This window comes from Candidatus Sulfotelmatobacter sp. (assembly GCA_035498555.1).
Classification (GTDB): domain Bacteria; phylum Eisenbacteria; class RBG-16-71-46; order RBG-16-71-46; family RBG-16-71-46; genus DATKAB01.
The window spans coordinates 1-16,194 of record DATKAB010000060.1 but is presented as its reverse complement, the minus strand read 5'-3'; the positions used below and the strand labels follow the sequence as shown (position 1 = coordinate 16,194).

The 16,194-nt window shown below is 69.8% G+C and carries 14 protein-coding genes; 11 read left to right on the top strand and 3 right to left on the bottom strand.

All coding sequences use genetic code 11. From position 1 onward, the window contains the following. The first annotated feature begins 7 nt into the window (after positions 1–7). Positions 8–961, top strand: a complete 954-nt coding sequence (locus VMJ70_05545) for a TIGR01777 family oxidoreductase (protein HTO90576.1) — start codon at positions 8–10, stop codon at positions 959–961. Between the two features lie 11 nt (positions 962–972). Further along, positions 973–1,641 carry a hypothetical protein gene (locus VMJ70_05540; protein ID HTO90575.1) on the top strand — a complete coding sequence of 223 codons (669 nt, stop codon included), beginning with the start codon at positions 973–975 and terminating at the stop codon, positions 1,639–1,641. On the opposite strand, the gene VMJ70_05535 is transcribed toward VMJ70_05540, so the two are convergent. Beyond that, positions 1,622–3,454, bottom strand: a complete 1,833-nt coding sequence (locus VMJ70_05535; protein ID HTO90574.1) for a hypothetical protein — start codon at positions 3,452–3,454, stop codon at positions 1,622–1,624. The genes VMJ70_05540 and VMJ70_05535 overlap by 20 nt on opposite strands. A 1-nt stretch (position 3,455) precedes the next feature. Next, positions 3,456–4,802: a glycosyltransferase family 39 protein gene (locus VMJ70_05530; GenBank protein HTO90573.1), complete on the bottom strand. Its 1,347-nt coding sequence runs from the start codon at positions 4,800–4,802 to the stop codon at positions 3,456–3,458. A gap of 251 nt (positions 4,803–5,053) precedes the next feature. Between VMJ70_05530 and VMJ70_05525 the strand changes: the two genes are divergently transcribed. The 9 genes from VMJ70_05525 to VMJ70_05485 all read left to right on the top strand — a co-directional run bounded on the left by VMJ70_05525 (position 5,054) and on the right by VMJ70_05485 (position 15,513). After that, entirely contained in the window at positions 5,054–5,569 is a 516-nt protein-coding gene (locus VMJ70_05525) for a hypothetical protein (GenBank protein ID HTO90572.1), read from the top strand. Between the two features lie 58 nt (positions 5,570–5,627). After that, positions 5,628–6,440, top strand: coding sequence for a nitrilase-related carbon-nitrogen hydrolase (locus VMJ70_05520; GenBank protein HTO90571.1), 813 nt, complete (start codon positions 5,628–5,630; stop codon positions 6,438–6,440). After that, on the top strand, positions 6,437–8,086 hold the full coding sequence (locus VMJ70_05515) for a M2 family metallopeptidase (protein HTO90570.1): 1,650 nt from the start codon (positions 6,437–6,439) through the stop codon (positions 8,084–8,086). The genes VMJ70_05520 and VMJ70_05515 overlap by 4 nt, the downstream gene beginning before the upstream one ends. After that, positions 8,083–9,252, top strand: a complete 1,170-nt coding sequence (locus VMJ70_05510) for a CoA transferase (GenBank protein HTO90569.1) — start codon at positions 8,083–8,085, stop codon at positions 9,250–9,252. The genes VMJ70_05515 and VMJ70_05510 overlap by 4 nt, the downstream gene beginning before the upstream one ends. A 98-nt stretch (positions 9,253–9,350) precedes the next feature. Beyond that, the gene (locus tag VMJ70_05505; protein HTO90568.1) at positions 9,351–10,577 is read left to right on the top strand and encodes a cytochrome c oxidase assembly protein; all 1,227 of its coding nucleotides are present in this window, start codon (positions 9,351–9,353) and stop codon (positions 10,575–10,577) included. 57 nt (positions 10,578–10,634) lie between these two features. Next, complete coding sequence (locus tag VMJ70_05500) at positions 10,635–11,777, top strand: citrate synthase/methylcitrate synthase (protein ID HTO90567.1); 1,143 nt, start codon at positions 10,635–10,637, stop codon at positions 11,775–11,777. Positions 11,778–11,886: 109 nt separating this feature from the next. Next, positions 11,887–12,753 carry an alpha/beta fold hydrolase gene (locus VMJ70_05495; protein ID HTO90566.1) on the top strand — a complete coding sequence of 289 codons (867 nt, stop codon included), beginning with the start codon at positions 11,887–11,889 and terminating at the stop codon, positions 12,751–12,753. Next, positions 12,750–13,547 carry a DUF72 domain-containing protein gene (locus tag VMJ70_05490; GenBank protein ID HTO90565.1) on the top strand — a complete coding sequence of 266 codons (798 nt, stop codon included), beginning with the start codon at positions 12,750–12,752 and terminating at the stop codon, positions 13,545–13,547. Before VMJ70_05495 ends, VMJ70_05490 begins: the two co-directional genes overlap by 4 nt. A gap of 463 nt (positions 13,548–14,010) precedes the next feature. Next, positions 14,011–15,513 (top strand): T9SS type A sorting domain-containing protein, encoded by a 1,503-nt coding sequence (locus VMJ70_05485; GenBank protein ID HTO90564.1) that lies wholly within the window; start codon positions 14,011–14,013, stop codon positions 15,511–15,513. A gap of 72 nt (positions 15,514–15,585) precedes the next feature. Here VMJ70_05485 and VMJ70_05480 read toward each other — a convergent pair. Then, positions 15,586–16,194: hypothetical protein (locus VMJ70_05480; protein ID HTO90563.1), on the bottom strand; the 609-nt coding region annotated here is incomplete at its 5' end.

Here is a 16,194-nt window from a genome sequence, read left to right as displayed (position 1 = left end):
GCGTGAAATGATCGGGACCGCGCCGGGCGAGCCACCGCTCCGGCGCGTTCTCATGACCGGCGCCAGCGGCCTCATCGGCCGCGCGCTCGCCCGCGAGCTGGCGGCGCGCGGGTGGACGGTGGTGGCGCTCGGCCGCGGCGCTGGACCCGGGCCCCGCTGGGATCCCGCTCGCGGCCGGCTCGAGCGCGCCGACCTCGAAGGCCACGAGGCGGTCATTCATCTGGCCGGCGCCAGCATCGCCGGCCGCTTCACGAATCGCCGCCGGCGCGAAATTCGCGAGAGTCGGGTGCTCGGCACTCGGCTCCTGTGCGAGGCTCTCGCCGGCGCGCAGTCGCCGCCCCGGGCCCTGATCTCGGCGTCCGCGATCGGCTACTACGGTGATCGCGGCGAGGAGCCGCTCGACGAGTCGAGTGCGAGAGGCGCGGGCTTTCTCGCCGAGGTCGCCGAAGATTGGGAGCGGGCGAGCGCGCCGGCGGCCGAAGCCGGCGTTCGCGTGGTGCGGATGCGCCAGGGCCTGGTGCTCGCGCGCGAGGGTGGTGCGCTTCCGCCGATGCTGCGGCTCACGCGATCCGGTCTCGGTGGCCCGCTCGGCAGCGGCCGGCAGTGGTGGAGCTGGATCGCGCTCGACGATCTGGTCTCGGCGTTTGCTTGGGCGCTCGAACGTGAAGAGCTGAGCGGGCCCATCAACGCCGTCGCGCCCGAACCCGTGCGGCAGGTCGAGTTCGCGCGCTCGCTGGCTCGCGCGCTCCGGCGGCCGGCGTGGCTCCCGGCGCCGGCGTTCGCGCTCCGGCTTGCGCTCGGGAGCGGCATGGCCAACTCGCTCCTGCTCTCGAGCGCCCGGGTGCACCCGGCTCGCCTGATCGGCAGCGGCTTCGCCTGGCGGCATGCTTCGCTCGAGGGGGCGCTCGCGGCGATTCTCGGACCGGCTTCCGTATTGACTCCGGCTTCCGGGCACCGCTAGTCTCGCGCGCGATGAAACACGCTCGATGGCTGGCGGGACTTGCCTCCACGGCCGCCCTGGCGCTTTGGGGTTGCTCGGCGAGCGAGCCTGCGCATCCCGCCCCGCCTCCGGCGCCGCCGGCTTCGAGCTATGGCGATCGGCTCGGGCCCGGCGCAATCGTCAGCGGGGCGTCCGATTCCGTGGGCTCGCTCCCCGGATCGGCCGAGGCGCTCTACCGGTATCGCTTCCGCCAGACCCAGCCGGGGAGCAGCAACTTCACCTACTACGATCGCGAGACCTCGTGGTCGATGAAGCCGACACCCGACGCGATTCACTTCCAGCTCGAGAACAAGCTCGATCGCCCGATCACCATCGACTGGGAGAAGTCGAGCATCGTCGGCCCGTGGGGGCAGAGCGACAAGGTCGCGCACTCGACCACGCGCTGGGCCGACCGCTTCAGCACCCAGCCGGCCACCACGGTCTCGGGCCTGCAGCGTTACGGCGACTACGTGTTCCCGCTCTCGTATCTCGTCGATCCCGGATCGAGCGACCAGCAGCTCCACCGTCCGCTCTACCCGGAAGACAACAGCGCCCAGCAGTACACCGATCGTGAAACCTCGGTCACCATCGAGGTGGTGATCGACGGTCGCCCGCGCGACTACGCCTTCACTTTCAAGGCGGTCAGCGTCCTGCCGAAGTAGAGTCGCGGTCCGCGGCCGACCCCACCCATCCGGTCCGCGGCAACAATCCCCACAGCTTCGGATAGTGCTGGAGATGGGCGAGGATCCGGCTCATCTGCTCGCTGGTGTCGGGATAGGCGAGCACCACTCGTTCGGCGCGGGCCGCGGTCGCCGAGTCGCCGCCACGCCGGGCCGAGAGCCAGAGCCCGAACCACCCCACCGACTCCGACGAGTCGCGCTCGATGAGCGTGCGGAAGGAGCGCTCGGCGTCGGCGTTGCGTCCGGCCATCAGCGCGGCGGTGCCGTGCAGCACCAGCGCGCGCGGGTGAGGGGCGCGCTCGGCGAGCGCGCCGTAGGCGTCGGCCGCGTCCTCCCAGTGCTCGAGGCGAAGCTCGCGCAATCCGAGGTAGTCGAGCGTGGCGAGCTGTTGGGATTCGCTGCGTGCCGGCCGCTCGTCGAGGAACGCGCGCGCGCGCTGGAGCCCGCGCGAAAGATCGTTCTGCGACACCATCACCAGCAGTGTCGGCACGAGCACCGCGAGGGCCGAGGCCGTGCTCATCCCGCGAGCGCCGGAGCGCAATCGTTCGGCCAATCCGGCGGCGACCAGCAGCGCGAGCGCGACCCCGGCGGCGGCGTTGGCGTCCCAGTCGCGGAACGGGCCCTGGGTGACGGTCACGAACAGCAGCGCCGGCAGGAACCCCGTGAACAGCCCGAGCAGGGCGAGCCACTCCTCGGCGGGCCGGGATCTCCGCAGCCCCGCGAACAGCACCGGCAACGCCAGGGCGAGCGGCGCGAACAGCACGACGAGATTGGCGAGGTCGAGCAGGCGCAATCCACTCATGGCGGCGCGCAACATCCCGCCCTGCCGCTCGACCTCGGGCGAGGTGAAATTGGTGGACGCGTCGAAGCTCACGAACAGTCGCCACAGCCTCGGCACGAACCAGGCCAGCGTTGCCGCCAGCACCAGCAGCGCGACGCCGGCTTCGACCCGGCTGCCGCGCCGGCGCGCCATGGCCAGCCCGAAGGCGATGAACACGCCCGGCGCGAGGCTCAATGCCGAGCGGTGGAGCCCGAGCGCCAACGCGAACGCGATCGCGATCGCCAGATATCCGCGACCGTCGCGGACCAGCTCGAGCGCGAGCACGCCGATCGCCAGCGTCAGCAGCGCGACCTCGATGGTCGGCTTGCCGTAGCCGGTGTAGAGCGCGAGATATCCGCCGGCGGCGGCGGTGGTCACGACCGCGATCGCGGGAGCGCCATCGAGTCGTAGCCCGCGCGCGAGCCGCACCGACAACAGCGCGATTCCCACGGCCTCGAGCGATCCGAGCAGCCGCGCGCTGACGTCGGAATCGAGTCCGAGCGACAGCAAGGCGTGGGGCAGCCGGTAGTGGAGCCAGACGTCGAGCGGCTGCGCTTGCGGGAACAGCCGTCCGAAGCCGCCCGGCTCGCGCACGATTCCGGCCCTCAGCACGAAGTCGCCCACGAACCAGGTGCGGTCGGGGAGCGCCAGGGTGACGGCGATCGCCAGCGCCGCGGGCAGCGCCCAGGCCAGCCCCGCGCGCGAACCGGCGATCCGGGAGAGGTGATCGAGCCGGTCGTCGAGCCAGCGTCCGACCGGGGGGGCCAGCGGCAGCGTGATCAGCAGCAGTCCCGTCATCCACGCCGGCGGGGCCGCGAACCGGCCGTAGTTCAAACCCCACGCGAACATCGAGGGATGGAACTGGGCCGCGACGCGAAGCGCGGCGAGCGCGATGCATGCCAGACGCAGGGCGGTGTCGGGGGCGGGCGAGAGAGCCGGCGCCGGTGACGCGCTCGATCGCGGCGCGGACGTCACTTCAGCGGCGGCCCTCGATCACGCGCAGACCCCGCGCGCGGGTGTTCCAGCGGCGGCGCGCGTCCTCGAGGCCGGCGGCGGCGAGCAGGAGGACGAGCGGTTCGATCGGAACGCGCATGCGCAACGCGCCCCAGAACACCACCGCGAGCAGCGTGAAGTAGACGACGACCAGCGGCGGAAGGGCGAGGAACCATCGCCGCGGATTGCGCAGCGACCGCACCAGCCCCCACAGCGCGAACGGCAGCACCGGGATGGACCAGATCAGCAGGGGATCGAGCCGATGCAGCCACGAGCTGATCGGCGAGCCTTCACGCTGCCAGGTGCCGGTGCCGCCGCCTTCGGCGGTCACGCGCCAGAAGCGCGCAAGCTTGGCGCCGGCCATCGCCGGCCACTCGGCGACGTGGTCGCGCAGGAAGCCGATCGCCTCGGCGCGGGCGATGCGATCGACGTCGGGTTCGCTGCGCCCCCGAAACTCGGAGGCCCAGGGCTCGAGTCCGTAGGTACTGTTGGCGCCGCCGCGCGTCAGCGGATCGCCCCACACCGCCGCGTTGTTGCCGTCGAGGAGCGCGCGCCCACCGCCGGTGGTGACCGGGACGAACGCATGAATCGAGATCGCATTACGAATCGTCCAGGGCCCGATCACGAGCAGCGCGCCGAGCCCGAGCAGCAGGAGCTGCCGCACGCGATCGCGCGGAGCCACGGTGAGGCCCAACGGCACCCACGCCCACGCCGCCACCAGCGCCGGCAGGGGCAACGCGGTCGGGCGCGTGAGCGAGGCGACCCCCCACAGGATCCCGGCGCCCAGCGCGCGCCCCGGGCGGGGCGTCTTGAGCCAGGCGACGCTGGCGATCATGGCGCCGAGCAGGGCCGCCGTGAAGGTGATCTCGGTGAGCAGGTAGCCCGAGAAGAACACCAGCAGCGGATCGAAGGCGGCCAGCCACGCCGCGAGCAGCGCGGTGCCGCCCCCATAGGTCGCGGCGGCGAACGCGGCGATCAGCAGCGGCACCAGCGCACCGATCGCGCACTGGAACAGCAGCGCCGCGAAGAAATGGTGGCCGGACGCGCGGTAGACGAGGCTCGTCAGCCAGGGAACCACGGGCGGCACGAACGCCGTCGGGTAGGGGCCGGCCGCGCCGTCGAGCGAGAAGCCCGCGCCGCGCGCCAGATTCCACGCCACGGTGTCGTACTCGAGCGAGTCGGAGGATGCGGTCGCGCCGGGGCCCGCGGCCATCCACACGTAGCCGACGCGAAGCGCCAGCGCCACCAGATAGACCACGATCCACGGACCGGGTCCGGGACCGCTGCGGACGCGGCGTACGCGCCGGACGGGCGGATCGCTGTGCAACATGGAAGTCGAGTCTAGCAGAGCGTGCGCCGTTCAGGCCGGGATCGTGCAGGTTGATCAGCGGGATCCGATGCAGCTTGCATCCTGCACGTCCCCGCGGGCGGCGGCCCGGGAGGCGCACGCGCCACGGGCGCCGAACTCGCGAGTTTGACGGCGAATCGGCGGGACCCGGTTCGGCGCCCGCTCCGGCAACAGAGTTGCTCAGATTCGCGGAGTCGCAGGGAAGCGCCAGCGGCCCGATCGAGGAGGAAACCGTGGACCATTACATTCCGAAACGCCGGATTCCGGTGACCCTGTGGTCCACCGATCTGCACGGCGTGCGCGGCCAGCTGTTCCTCGACATGGACGCGGCCACCCAGATGCATCAGACCATTCTCGAGAAGCTCAACGAATCGACGCCCTTCATGCCGGTCGGCGTCGGGGACGAGGGTCGGGTCCACCTCTACAACAAGCAGCGCATCGCGCGGCTCACCGTCGGCCGGCAGGTGATGCCGAGCGACATCTTCCACCGCGGGTTCGAGCCCTGGCGCGAGGAGGAAGCCGAGATCCTGATGGCGGACGGCACGGCGCTGAGCGGCAAGGTGTGGATGCCGATCCAGCGCGCCACCCAGCGCCTTTCGGATTTCTTCAATCAACTCGGCGGCGCCTTCTTCGTGCTCCTGACTTCCACCGGCACGCACCTGATTCGTGCCGAGGCGGTGGTCGAAGTCCGATTGTCCGAGAGCGCGGGCGCGCCGCTCTCCAGCTCCGAAGAACAAGCGGCCGCCTAGCCGAGCGGCTCGCGCGGCCCGGGTTGTCCGCGGCCGGCGCACCCGCTAGGGTTCGGCCATGAGCGAATTCCGCGCGGGATTCGTGCAGGGATCCCCCCGCTTCGGCCGTCCGGACGAGAACCTCGAGCGAGCGCTGTCGTTGAGCGCGCCGCTCGACGCCGAGCTGATCGTCATCCCCGAACTGTGGTCGTCGGGCTACGTCTTTTCCTCCCGGGCCGAGGTGGCCCGGCTCGCCGAGGACGCGCGTCGCGGCGTGACCGCCCGGGCGCTGGCATCCGCCGCGCGACGCGAACGGCGCCATTACGTGGCCGGGTTTCCCGAGCGACACGCCGGGCGTTTCTTCAACAGCGCGATGCTGGTGGGCCCGGGCGGAGTGCGCGCGATCTATCGAAAGCTGCACCTGTTCGAGCGCGAGCGCGAATGGTTTTCGCCCGGGGATCTGCCGCTGGCGGTGCACCGCGTCGGCCGAGCCCGCGTCGGCATGATGATCTGCTTCGACTGGCGCTTTCCCGAAGTGGCGCGCGTCCTGGCGCTGATGGGCGCCGATGTGCTGGCGCATCCCTCCAATCTCGTCTTCGGCCAGGCGCCGGAAGGGATGCGCACCCGCGCCCTCGAAAATCACGTTTACGCGGTGACCGCGAATCGCACCGGGATCGAGTCACGACCCGGCGGCCGCGTGGCGTTCACGGGTCGGAGCCAGATCGTGGCCCCGAGCGGCGAAGTCCTGGCGCGCGCCGGCGCGCGCGAGACCGTGGCCCGCGCCGCGGCCTGCGAGCTCAGGGCGTCGCGTCGCAAGCGCATCACCGCGCGGACGCCGATCTTCTCGAATCGACGCCCCGACTTCTACCGGCTCCTCACCCGCGGCGCGTGAGCGCGGGCATCCCGGTGAGCGCCGACCCGCGGACTCCCACCGAATCGGCGCTCGAGTCGTTCATTCACGATCACGTCGCCGAGATCGCGCCGCTGATGCGGGCCTCGAACCACGCCTCCTGGCGCGCCAACCTCACCGGCGAGTCTTCCGATCTGGGGGAGAGCGCGCGGCTCGAGGCTGCCGTGCGCCTGGTCTACGCCCGCCGCGAACCCCTCGAATGGCTGCGCGCGCTCGATCGGAGTGCCATCCGCGATCCGCTGCTCCGCCGCCAGCTCGAGGTGCTGATCCTCGCATATCGGGCGCAACAGATCCCTCCGGCCACGCTCGAAAGGCTGGTGCGCATGGAGAAATCGCTGGAAGGGCGGTTCAATTCCTTTCGGGCGAACTTTGGCGGTCGCGAGGTGAGCGACAACGATCTGCGCCAGGTGCTGCGCACTTCGCACGACTCGGGCGAGCGGCGCGAGGCGTGGGAGGCATCCAAGCAGGTCGGCGCCGAGGTTCGGGACGAGCTGCTCGAGCTGGTGCGGCTGCGCAATTCAGCGGCGCGCGAACAGGGCTTCGACAACTACTACTCGATGATGCTCGAGCTCGACGAGCTCGACCAGGTCGAGCTGTTCGCGATGCTCGATCGGCTCGCGCGCGATACCGGGCCCGCATTCGCCGCCTATCGGCGGGAGCTCGACGGGACGCTCGCCGGGCGATTCGCGATCTCCGCCGGGCGCGTGCGCCCCTGGCACTTCGCGGACCCGTTCTTCCAGGAGGCGCCCGATCCCCGGCTCGATCTCGACCCGTGGTTCGAGGGTCGCGATCTCGAGGAAATCGCGCGCCGATTCTTCGGTCAGATCGGCTTCGAGGTCGCGGAGATCCTGGCACGCTCGGACCTCTACGAACGTGGCGGCAAGTGCCCGCACGCGTTCTGCATGACCATGGATCGGGGCCCGGACATCCGCGTGCTCTGCAACCTCAGACCCAGCGAGCGCTGGATGGGGACGCTGCTGCACGAGCTGGGTCATGCGGTGTACGACCTGCACATCGATCCCGAGCTGCCGTTCCTGCTGCGCACCCACGCGCACATCCTGACCACCGAATCCAGCGCCATGCTGCTCGGGCGCCTGTCGCGAAACGCCGCCTGGCTCGAGCGCTACGCCGGGGTGCCCGCCGAAGTCGCGCGCTCCATCCGGGTCGAGTCGCAGCGCGCGACGCGCCACCAGCTGCTCGTTCAGATCCGCTGGAACCTGGTGATGTGCGAGATGGAGCGATCGCTGTATCGCGACCCGGAGCAGGACCTGAACACGCGGTGGTGGGATCTGGTCGAGCACTTCCAGCAGGTGACGCGCCCCGAGGAGCGAAACGCGCCCGACTGGGCAAGCAAGATCCACTTCAGCGTGGCGCCCGTCTACTACCAGAACTACCTGCTCGGCGAGCTGATGGCCTCCCAGCTCCAACGCGCGCTGCTGGGAGAGTTCGGCGGCGCCGATCCGTGGAGCCAGTACCTCTCCAGCCCGCGCACCGGCGCCTGGCTGCGGGATCGGCTGTACGCGAGCGGCCGCCGCTACGACTGGCGCGAGACCGTGCGCCGCGCCACCGGCGAAGCCTTCGGCCCCGCGGCCATGATCGCCGACCTCGCGCCGTTGCCCGGCTCGTGATCGCGCCGGACGCGGTCCATCCGCTGGCCGGACTGCGCGTGCTCGATCTGTCGCGAGTCCTGGCCGGACCTTACGCGACGCAATTGCTCGCCGACCTGGGGGCCGAAGTCTGGAAGATCGAGCGCCCCGGCCCCGGCGACGAAACGCGGACCTGGGGCCCGCCGTTCGTGGGCGGCGTCTCCGCCTACTACCTCGCCGTCAATCGCAACAAGCGCAGCGCGGTCCTCGATCTGGCCAGCGAGCCCGATCGGCGACTGGTGCTCGAGGCGCTCCCCGCCTTCGACGTGCTGGTCGAGAACTTCCTTCCCGGAGGACTCGAGGCCCTGGGGCTCGGCGTCGTGACGCTGCGGGAGCGCCACCCGGGGCTCGTGGTCTGCTCGATCAGCGGCTTCGGTCAGGATGGCCCCTATGCGAAGTGGCCCGGCTACGACGCGGTGCTGCAGGGATTCGTCGGCCTGCAGAGCATCACCGGCACGCCGGACCGTCCCGGGCTCAAGGTGGGTGTCGCGGTCGTGGACGTGATGACCGGCGCGCACGCCGCGGCCGCGATTCTTGCCGCACTGGTCGGCCGCGCGCGCGGCGGCCCCGGCGTGCATCTCGACGTGCCGCTGTTCGAGGTGGGGGTGGCCTCGCTGGTCAACGTCGCGCAGAACGCGCTCGCGTCGGGCGAGCCGCCGCGGCGATGGGGCAACGCCCATCCTTCGATCGTGCCCTATCAGACCTTCGAGACCCGCGATGGCCCGATCGTGGTGGCGATCGGCAATGACCAGCAGTGGCGGCGGCTTTGCGAAGTGATCGAGGCGGCGGACCTGGCCGGCCGGGCGGACCTCGCGCGCAATCCGGACCGCGTGCTGCGTCGTGACGAGGTGGTGGGAGCCCTGGCAGGGCGGTTCGCGCGTCATTCGCGTGAGCCGCTACTCGAGCGCCTGCGGGCCGCTCGCGTGCCGGCCGGTCCGGTGCGCGAGGTCGGCGAGGTGCTGAACGACCCGGTGCTGGCGAGCCGCGGCATGGTGCGCGAGGCGCGCCTGCCCGAGACCGGAGCGCGCGTACGCCTGCTCGGGACGCCGTGGCGCACCAACGGAGCGCGGCCGCCGCTCGAGCTCCCGCCGCCCGCCCTCGGCCAGCACACCGCGGAATTCCGGGCCCGTTTCTCGGGCGCTTCTTGATCGGGGTCCGCCAGTTTCGGGCACGCGCGCGAACGAGTAAGATGCCCGGTCGGTCCGTTCCGCCCGCTCGTCCACGAATCCTCGCCGAGGGCAAACCGTTGAAGCGCGTTCTCCTCGCCTCCTGCCTGATGTTGCCGATGGTGGCGTTCGCGATTCCCGCGCACGCCGGGCCCGGCGACGCCAATTCGGACAGCGTCTACCTGGTCGGGGAGTTCGTGGACCCGGTCTGCATCTTCCAGCACGGCATGCAGGGCATTGCCCAGAAGCAATGCGCGATGGTGAGCGGCCGGGTCGAGCAGGGTATGTACTTTCTCGACATCCGCCAGCGCCGCCTCTACACGGTGATTGGCCAGAATCACTGGGAAGATCCGAAGCAGGGTTTTCTCGACGCGCTCGGGGACACCTTCGCCATCCGCGCGCACGTCTGGAAGAAGTTCGACGGTGCCGCGATCGCGGTCAACGCGGTCTACCCCTGGCGGGAGCAGCCCGAGCCCGGCTACGCCTGGTGGCCGATCCGCTGGGAGTGGACGACGCTCGCGGGCTGCGGGCTGATCGCGCTCTTCTATCTGCTGGCGATGGGACCGTGGCGATCGCGCCTGGGCGCGCCGGCCCGCGTCGAGCGCGGCCGCATCGTCGTGTTCCTGAGCGGGCTCGCGGTGGTGGTGATGTCGCTCAACGGGCCGATTCACGATCTGAGCGATCACTACTTGTTCACCACCCACATGATCCAGCACCTGCTGCTCGCCGACATCTTCCCGATCCTCCTGATCTTGGGGCTACCGGTGTGGCTCCGGCGCGTGGTGCTGCGGCCGCGCTGGGTCGCGATTCCGTGGCGCTGGGCAGCGATGGCGCCGGTGGGCTTCGTGCTCTACTCGCTGGTGCTCGGGCTGTGGCACGCGCCGCCGCTCTATGACCTGATGATGCGCGACCACAACTTCCACATCGTCATGCATCTGATGGTGATGGCCAGCGCCACCCTGATGTGGTGGCCGATCGTGGGAGGGGAGGCCGTCGAGCGGCCACTCTCTCATGGCGCCCGGCTCCTCTATCTGTTCCTGCTCGGCACGCCGATGATGCTGGTGGCTGCGCTGATCACCTTCGCCACTCAGCCGCTCTACGAATGGTACGAGTTCGCGCCGCGGCTGTGGGGAACGACCGCGGTCGGCGATCAGCGCCTCGGCGGGCTGATCATGTGGATTCCCGGCACCATGTTCTACTGGGGCATGATGACCGTGGTCTATTTCCAGTGGGCGAGCCAGGAATCGAAGAGCGAGGATCCGCTCGCGATTCCGGCAGTGCCGCTGGCGACACCGGGATCGCATTGAGCCGATGAGAATCGAAATCGAGGCGCACCAAGCCTCCGCAACCGAAAGGAGCAACCCATGACGGGCACGACGACCCCGACGCCCCGTGGACTCGATGGGGTGGTGGCCGCCCAGACCCGTATGAGCCACGTCGATGGCCAGAACGGTGTGCTGATCATCGGCGGATATGAACTGAAGGAGCTGGCCGGCCGCGTCACGTTCGAGGAGGCCGCGCACCTGCTGTGGAAGGGCGCGCTTCCGACGCGCGACGAGTTGACCGCACTGCGCAACGAGATCGCCGGAATGCGCGCGGTGCCGCCGACCGCGCTGTCCGTGACCCGCGCGGCGGTGAAGGCGCCGCCGATCGACGCCCTGCGCATGGCCTGCGCAACGCTTTCGCTCGACGTCGCCAACCCCGCCGACATCTCGCCCGCCGCCGATCTGCAGAACGCCAAGATGCTGGTGGCGCGCTTTCCGACCCTGCTCGCCGCCCACATCCGGCTCTCGGCGGGACAGGAGCCGATCGCGCCGCGCACCGACCTCACCCTGGCCGCGAATTTTCTCTACATGGTGCACGGCAAGGAGCCGGACCCGATCGCGGCGCGGGCGCTCGATACCTACTGGGTCACGGTGATCGACCATGGCATGAACGCTTCGACTTTCACCGCCCGCGTGATCGCCAGCACCCGCTCGGACATGGTGAGCGCGGTGACCGGCGCGATCGGCGCGCTCAAGGGTCCGCTCCATGGCGGCGCGCCCGGGCCGGTGCTCGACATGCTGCTCGACATCAAGACCGCCGAGAATTGCGAACCGTGGGTGCGCGCCAAGCTCGCCGCCGGCGAGCGCATCATGGGATTCGGCCACCGCGTCTACAAGGTGCGCGATCCGCGTGCCGAGGTGCTGAGTCACACGGCCGAGGAGATGTCGGGAGCGGTGCTGCACGATCGCAAGCTGTTCGATCTTGCGCGCTCGGTCGAGCAGACCATCGTTCGCGTGCTCGACGAAGTGAAGCCGGGGCGCAACCTGCGCACCAATGTCGAGTTCTACACCGCGCTGGTGCTCCAGTCGCTGGGCCTCCCGCCGGCCACCTTCGTCGGGATGTTCGCCTGTGGTCGCGTGGCGGGCTGGTGCGCCCACGTCATCGAGCAGCACGCCGAGGACCACCTGATCCGGCCGCAATCGGAGTACATCGGGCCGCGGGGACTGAAGCTCGAGCGCTGAGCGACTTGCCGTTGAAATTCGTGCGGCCCGGGTCTCGCAGGAGGCTCGGGCCGTCTGGCTGGCGGTGGTGCTTCGGCGGGGCGCCACGACTGTGCGAACATGCCGCGCCATGAAACGCGCCATCACCCTGGTGCTGCTCGCCGCGATCCTGTTCCTCGGCGGTTCGACCTGGATCGCGCTCTATCCGGTGGTCCCGGTGGACCTCGGCGGCGTCGCGAACCTCGACCGCGTCGCGCGCCGCGTCCGCATTCCAGTGGCCGAGCGCGATCACCTCGATGGCTGGCTGCTGCCGGGCTCGCGGCGCGTGCTGCTGGTGATCTTCCACGGCTACGGGCGCAACCACACTCGCGCCTGGCGCTACGCCCAGTTCCTGCGCCGCGCGGGATACTCGATCCTCACCTTCGACTTCCGCTCCTCGCGCGCCGTCGGGAGGAAGCCCACCACGCTCGGGGGTTACGAGATTCCGGACGCCGCCGCGGTGATGAGCTGGATCCACGAGCAGCCCGATCTGTCCGCCGACACGCTGGCGTTCTTCGGCGAATCGCTGGGGGGGAGCGTGGCTCTGGTCACCGCTGCGAGCCGTCCCGAGGTCCGCGCGGTGGTGGTGGACGGCGCCTTCGCCACCGGACGCTGGGCGGTCGAGGACGCCAGCTGGCGCTGGGCGCACGCTCCGTCGTGGGTGGCCGCGCCGATCGCGCGAGGACTGGGCTGGCTGCTCTCCGGCTACGATCCGTTCGCGCTCGACGCTGTGGCCGCGGCGCGCCGGCTCGCCGATCGGCCGACGCTGTTCATCCACGGGGAGAACGACGATCGCCTCTCGACCGGTGAAGCCGAGGCGCTGTGGCGCGCAGCCGGCAGCGATTCGGGAGGGCTCTGGATCCTGCGCGGGAAGGTCGGTCACAACGAGGCGTGGCTCAAGGATCGGGCCGAGTACGAGCGGCGCGTGCTCGGCTTCTACGCGGAGCACCTGAAGTGAGCGCGCGTATCTACCTCGGAACGCAGGGCTGGTCGTATTCGGACTGGGTGGGAACCTTCTATCCGCCGGGCTCGAAGCAGGAGCACTACTTGCCGTTCTACGCGCAGGTGTTCGACTCGGTCGAGCTCGACACCACCTTTTACCACCCGCCCAGGGCCAGCGTGGTGCGGTCCTGGGCCCGCCTCACGCACGGCACGTTTCGATTCGCGGCCAAGGTGCCGCAGCGGATCACGCACGAAGCGAGACTCGCCGCCATGGGGGATCACCTGCGGGACTTCGTGAGCGCCCTCGAGCCGCTGGAGTCGCGGCTCGGGCCGCTGCTGGTCCAGATGCCCGCCGAGTTCACCAACGATGAAGACAATCGGGGCGTGCTCGATCGTTTCCTGGCCGCGAAGCCGGCGGCGGCGAGATTGGCGGTCGAATTCCGCCATCGCTCGTGGCACCAGCCCCCGGTCTACGAGCTGCTGCGGCGCCGCGCCACGGCGATGGCCTGGACCGACTGGCGCGATCTGCCACGGGTGTTCGAGGTGACCGCCGACTTCCTCTACGTGCGCTGGCTGGGAGATCGCGAAGCGATCGAGAAATACGATCGGGTGCAAATCGATCGCGCGCAAGCGTTCGCGGAATGGGAGCGGGAGATTCGGCAGGCGCTGCCGAGAGTGCGAGAGGTGTTCGGCTATTTCAACAATCACTGGGCTGGCCATTCGCCTGCGAGCGCCAACGAGATGAAGCGCCGGCTGGGACTCGTTCCCGTCGATCCCAGGACTCGCTGGCCTCAGGGTGAACTGTGGTGAGCGATCGCTGCCAGGGTGCATCGCTGACATGACTGAATGACACGAGCGGCGGGCCGGGCGGTTTCTCGACGGGTCCACCCGTGCGGGACGCCCCGGATTCCCAAGGGATTCGCGAGTTGGATCCGCTCGCTCGACTCGACTTCGAGTGGCACGTTCGGTGCAAGCCGACTTCGCCGCCCACGGAAATCTTCTGATCGAGCCCCTCGATCAGGGGCTGTGCCCCAAGCGCACCCGAGACGCAGGTGCCGCGATCCGTGGTGAGGACGCGTTCCGCCGACAGCGGAGCGCGAACGGTCGACACCGACGGGGCAGGCAGCCCTCCTCCCTCGCATACAGACGCTGAATCCAGACGACCGCTCGCGCCCTGTTGCCGGTGGCGAACCACGGTGGCGACGGCGATGGAATCGCCTGGAACGCGCCTCGAGGCGGCAGGGAACCGTCGCGGAAGCAAGGAGGGTGTGTCATGAACCGTCTCCATCTCATTCGCGGGAGCCTGATCCTTTCGGCTCTCATTTTCGCCGGTGTGGCGCTCGCCCAGGATCCTTCGCCTCGCCGTACCGATCCGCTCACGCCGCCGGCCGAAGGCGGTGGCGGATCCGTGTGGTCCACGGTGTCCATCGTCGGGCAGGCGCCGGGATCGGCACTCGGCTCGCTCGCCGTCGAGCCGTCGGGTCGCGTGTTCGTCTGGTCGATGGCCAATCAGTTCCAGCCGCTTGGCGCGGCCGCCGAGAACGTGATCGATCCCGAGCGGACCGATCCGGGGACTCCGCTGCCTCCGCCCGATGGCGGCGGCAGTCCTCAGCCCCCCGGCACCAACGCGATGGTGAGCACGCTCTACGCCTACAACGGCATCAGCTGGACGCCGTCGCTCCGGGTGACCGGTGAGACTGGCGCCACCGTTTTCATCGCGAGGTCCGGCGAGATCTACGCGGCGACCGATCTTCCCGATGGATCCATTCACCTCTATCGGAACGATGGCTGCGGCTGGCACATGGAATCGCTGCCCGCGGGCGTGCATGGCCCGGCCGGTCAGATGGCCGGGGAGCAGACCCTTTACTTCCGCACCGGCGGCGCGATCCTCCGTCATACCGCGAATCACTGGCAGGTGGATTTCTCCTGCCCGAATCTCGGAATGAGCGGTGGGATCGTCTATCTGTCGCGCAATCAGGTGATGGTGCCCTGCGTGTCGGGTGTGCATCTCTTCGATGGGCATCACTGGACCTGGAATCCCGAGGCGGTCCCGGCGCACGTGAACGGGGCGTGGGGCGGACGCGATCAGTTCGGCGAGCTCCACATGTTCGCCGGCGGCAGCAACGACACCCACAATCAGCTCGAGATCTTCCAGTACGTCGAGACCACGCAGGACCAGCTGGCCGGCGATTTTCACTGCGTGGTCGAGCACCCGGATGGTCCGTGCCAGGTGGGAAGCGTCGCGAACCGGGTGTGGGGCTTCCAGGTGCATGACGTGTACGTGACCGGAGCGGTGGATGGATATCTCCATCTGTTCCACTTCGACGGCTCGGCGTGGAAGGACATCGCGCCCGAGCCCATTCACGCCGCGTCCGTGGACGTTGCGGGCGACGCGAACGGCGTGCTGTGGGTGAGCATGACCGACGGTCGGCTGCTGCGCCGCCAGGGCGAGCATGTGTCGCCGCTGCGCGTCCCGCTGCCGACGCCGCTGGGGCGGTCGGGTGAGGATGCGCTGGCTTCGGTCACCGGGCTCGAGGTGCGTGGGGCCGCGTCCGGTCCCAGGACCATCGCCTTCTCGCTGCCCGACGATCGGGACGCGACGCTCGCGGTGTTCGATCTCGCCGGGCGGCGGATCGAGACACTCGAGCGCGGCTACCTGACGGGCGGCATTCACCAGGTGACGTGGAATGCCAGCCGGGTTCCGAACGGCATGTACTTCTGCCGTCTCGAAGCCGGCTCGCTGATGCTCACCCGGAAGCTGGTGGTCAGCCGGTAGTCGCGGCTGTAACGAACGCGGGCGAGGGCCTCGGCCCTCGCCCGCCATTCGTTTTCGAGCCCGAGCGGACCCCTACCCGCCGCCGCCTCGCGTCCCCTCGCGGCCGGTCACGCTCGAGAGCCCGCGCAACGCCGCGTCCCGCGCGGCATCGATCTGCGCCTCGGGTCCCGAGAGATAGAGTCGCCCGAACGCGCCGAACAGCTGCGCGTCGATCAGCTTCACCCGCGCCGCCTTGAGCGCTTCGTTGGCGGCGAACGCGATGTAGCCGGCCGGCTCGGATTCGAGGATCAGCAGCGATTCGCCGGCCAGAAGCATGTCGCCGTAGCGGATCTTGTTGATGAGCTGGGCGTGGTAGGGCTCGACCGCGCGGATGATCTGCTCGCTCACCACGCGGGGCTTCAACCGATCGTGCTCTTCGATCTCGAGATAGTCGAGCACCGCCTGGCCGCCGAGCTGCACCTGGCCCTTGTCGTGCTCGTGGATCTCGAGCAGGCCGAAGGCGCGCTCGACCACCATGATCGCGGGGCGGCAGCGGGTGGCCTTGAGCGCCACGTCCATCAGGCGGTTGATGATCAGCCCGGGCGCGGTCTCGATGAACAACGAAGCCACGCCGCCCACCGGCAGGAAGCCGCGCGCGGTGGTGCCGATGAAGGAGGCGAGCTGCGGCTGCAGATCGTCGAG

What these genes read in the sequence shown, in the direction of transcription:
- VMJ70_05495 (HTO90566.1), top strand. Translation starts at nt 11,887, where the DNA reads ATGAAACGCGCCATCACCCTGGTGCTGCTCGCCGCGATCCTGTTCCTC.
- VMJ70_05545 (HTO90576.1), top strand. Translation starts at nt 8, where the DNA reads ATGATCGGGACCGCGCCGGGCGAGCCACCGCTCCGGCGCGTTCTCATG.
- VMJ70_05530 (HTO90573.1), bottom strand. Translation starts at nt 4,802, where the DNA reads ATGTTGCACAGCGATCCGCCCGTCCGGCGCGTACGCCGCGTCCGCAGC.
- VMJ70_05485 (HTO90564.1), top strand. Translation starts at nt 14,011, where the DNA reads ATGAACCGTCTCCATCTCATTCGCGGGAGCCTGATCCTTTCGGCTCTC.
- VMJ70_05500 (HTO90567.1), top strand. Translation starts at nt 10,635, where the DNA reads ATGACGGGCACGACGACCCCGACGCCCCGTGGACTCGATGGGGTGGTG.
- VMJ70_05540 (HTO90575.1), top strand. Translation starts at nt 973, where the DNA reads ATGAAACACGCTCGATGGCTGGCGGGACTTGCCTCCACGGCCGCCCTG.
- VMJ70_05520 (HTO90571.1), top strand. Translation starts at nt 5,628, where the DNA reads ATGAGCGAATTCCGCGCGGGATTCGTGCAGGGATCCCCCCGCTTCGGC.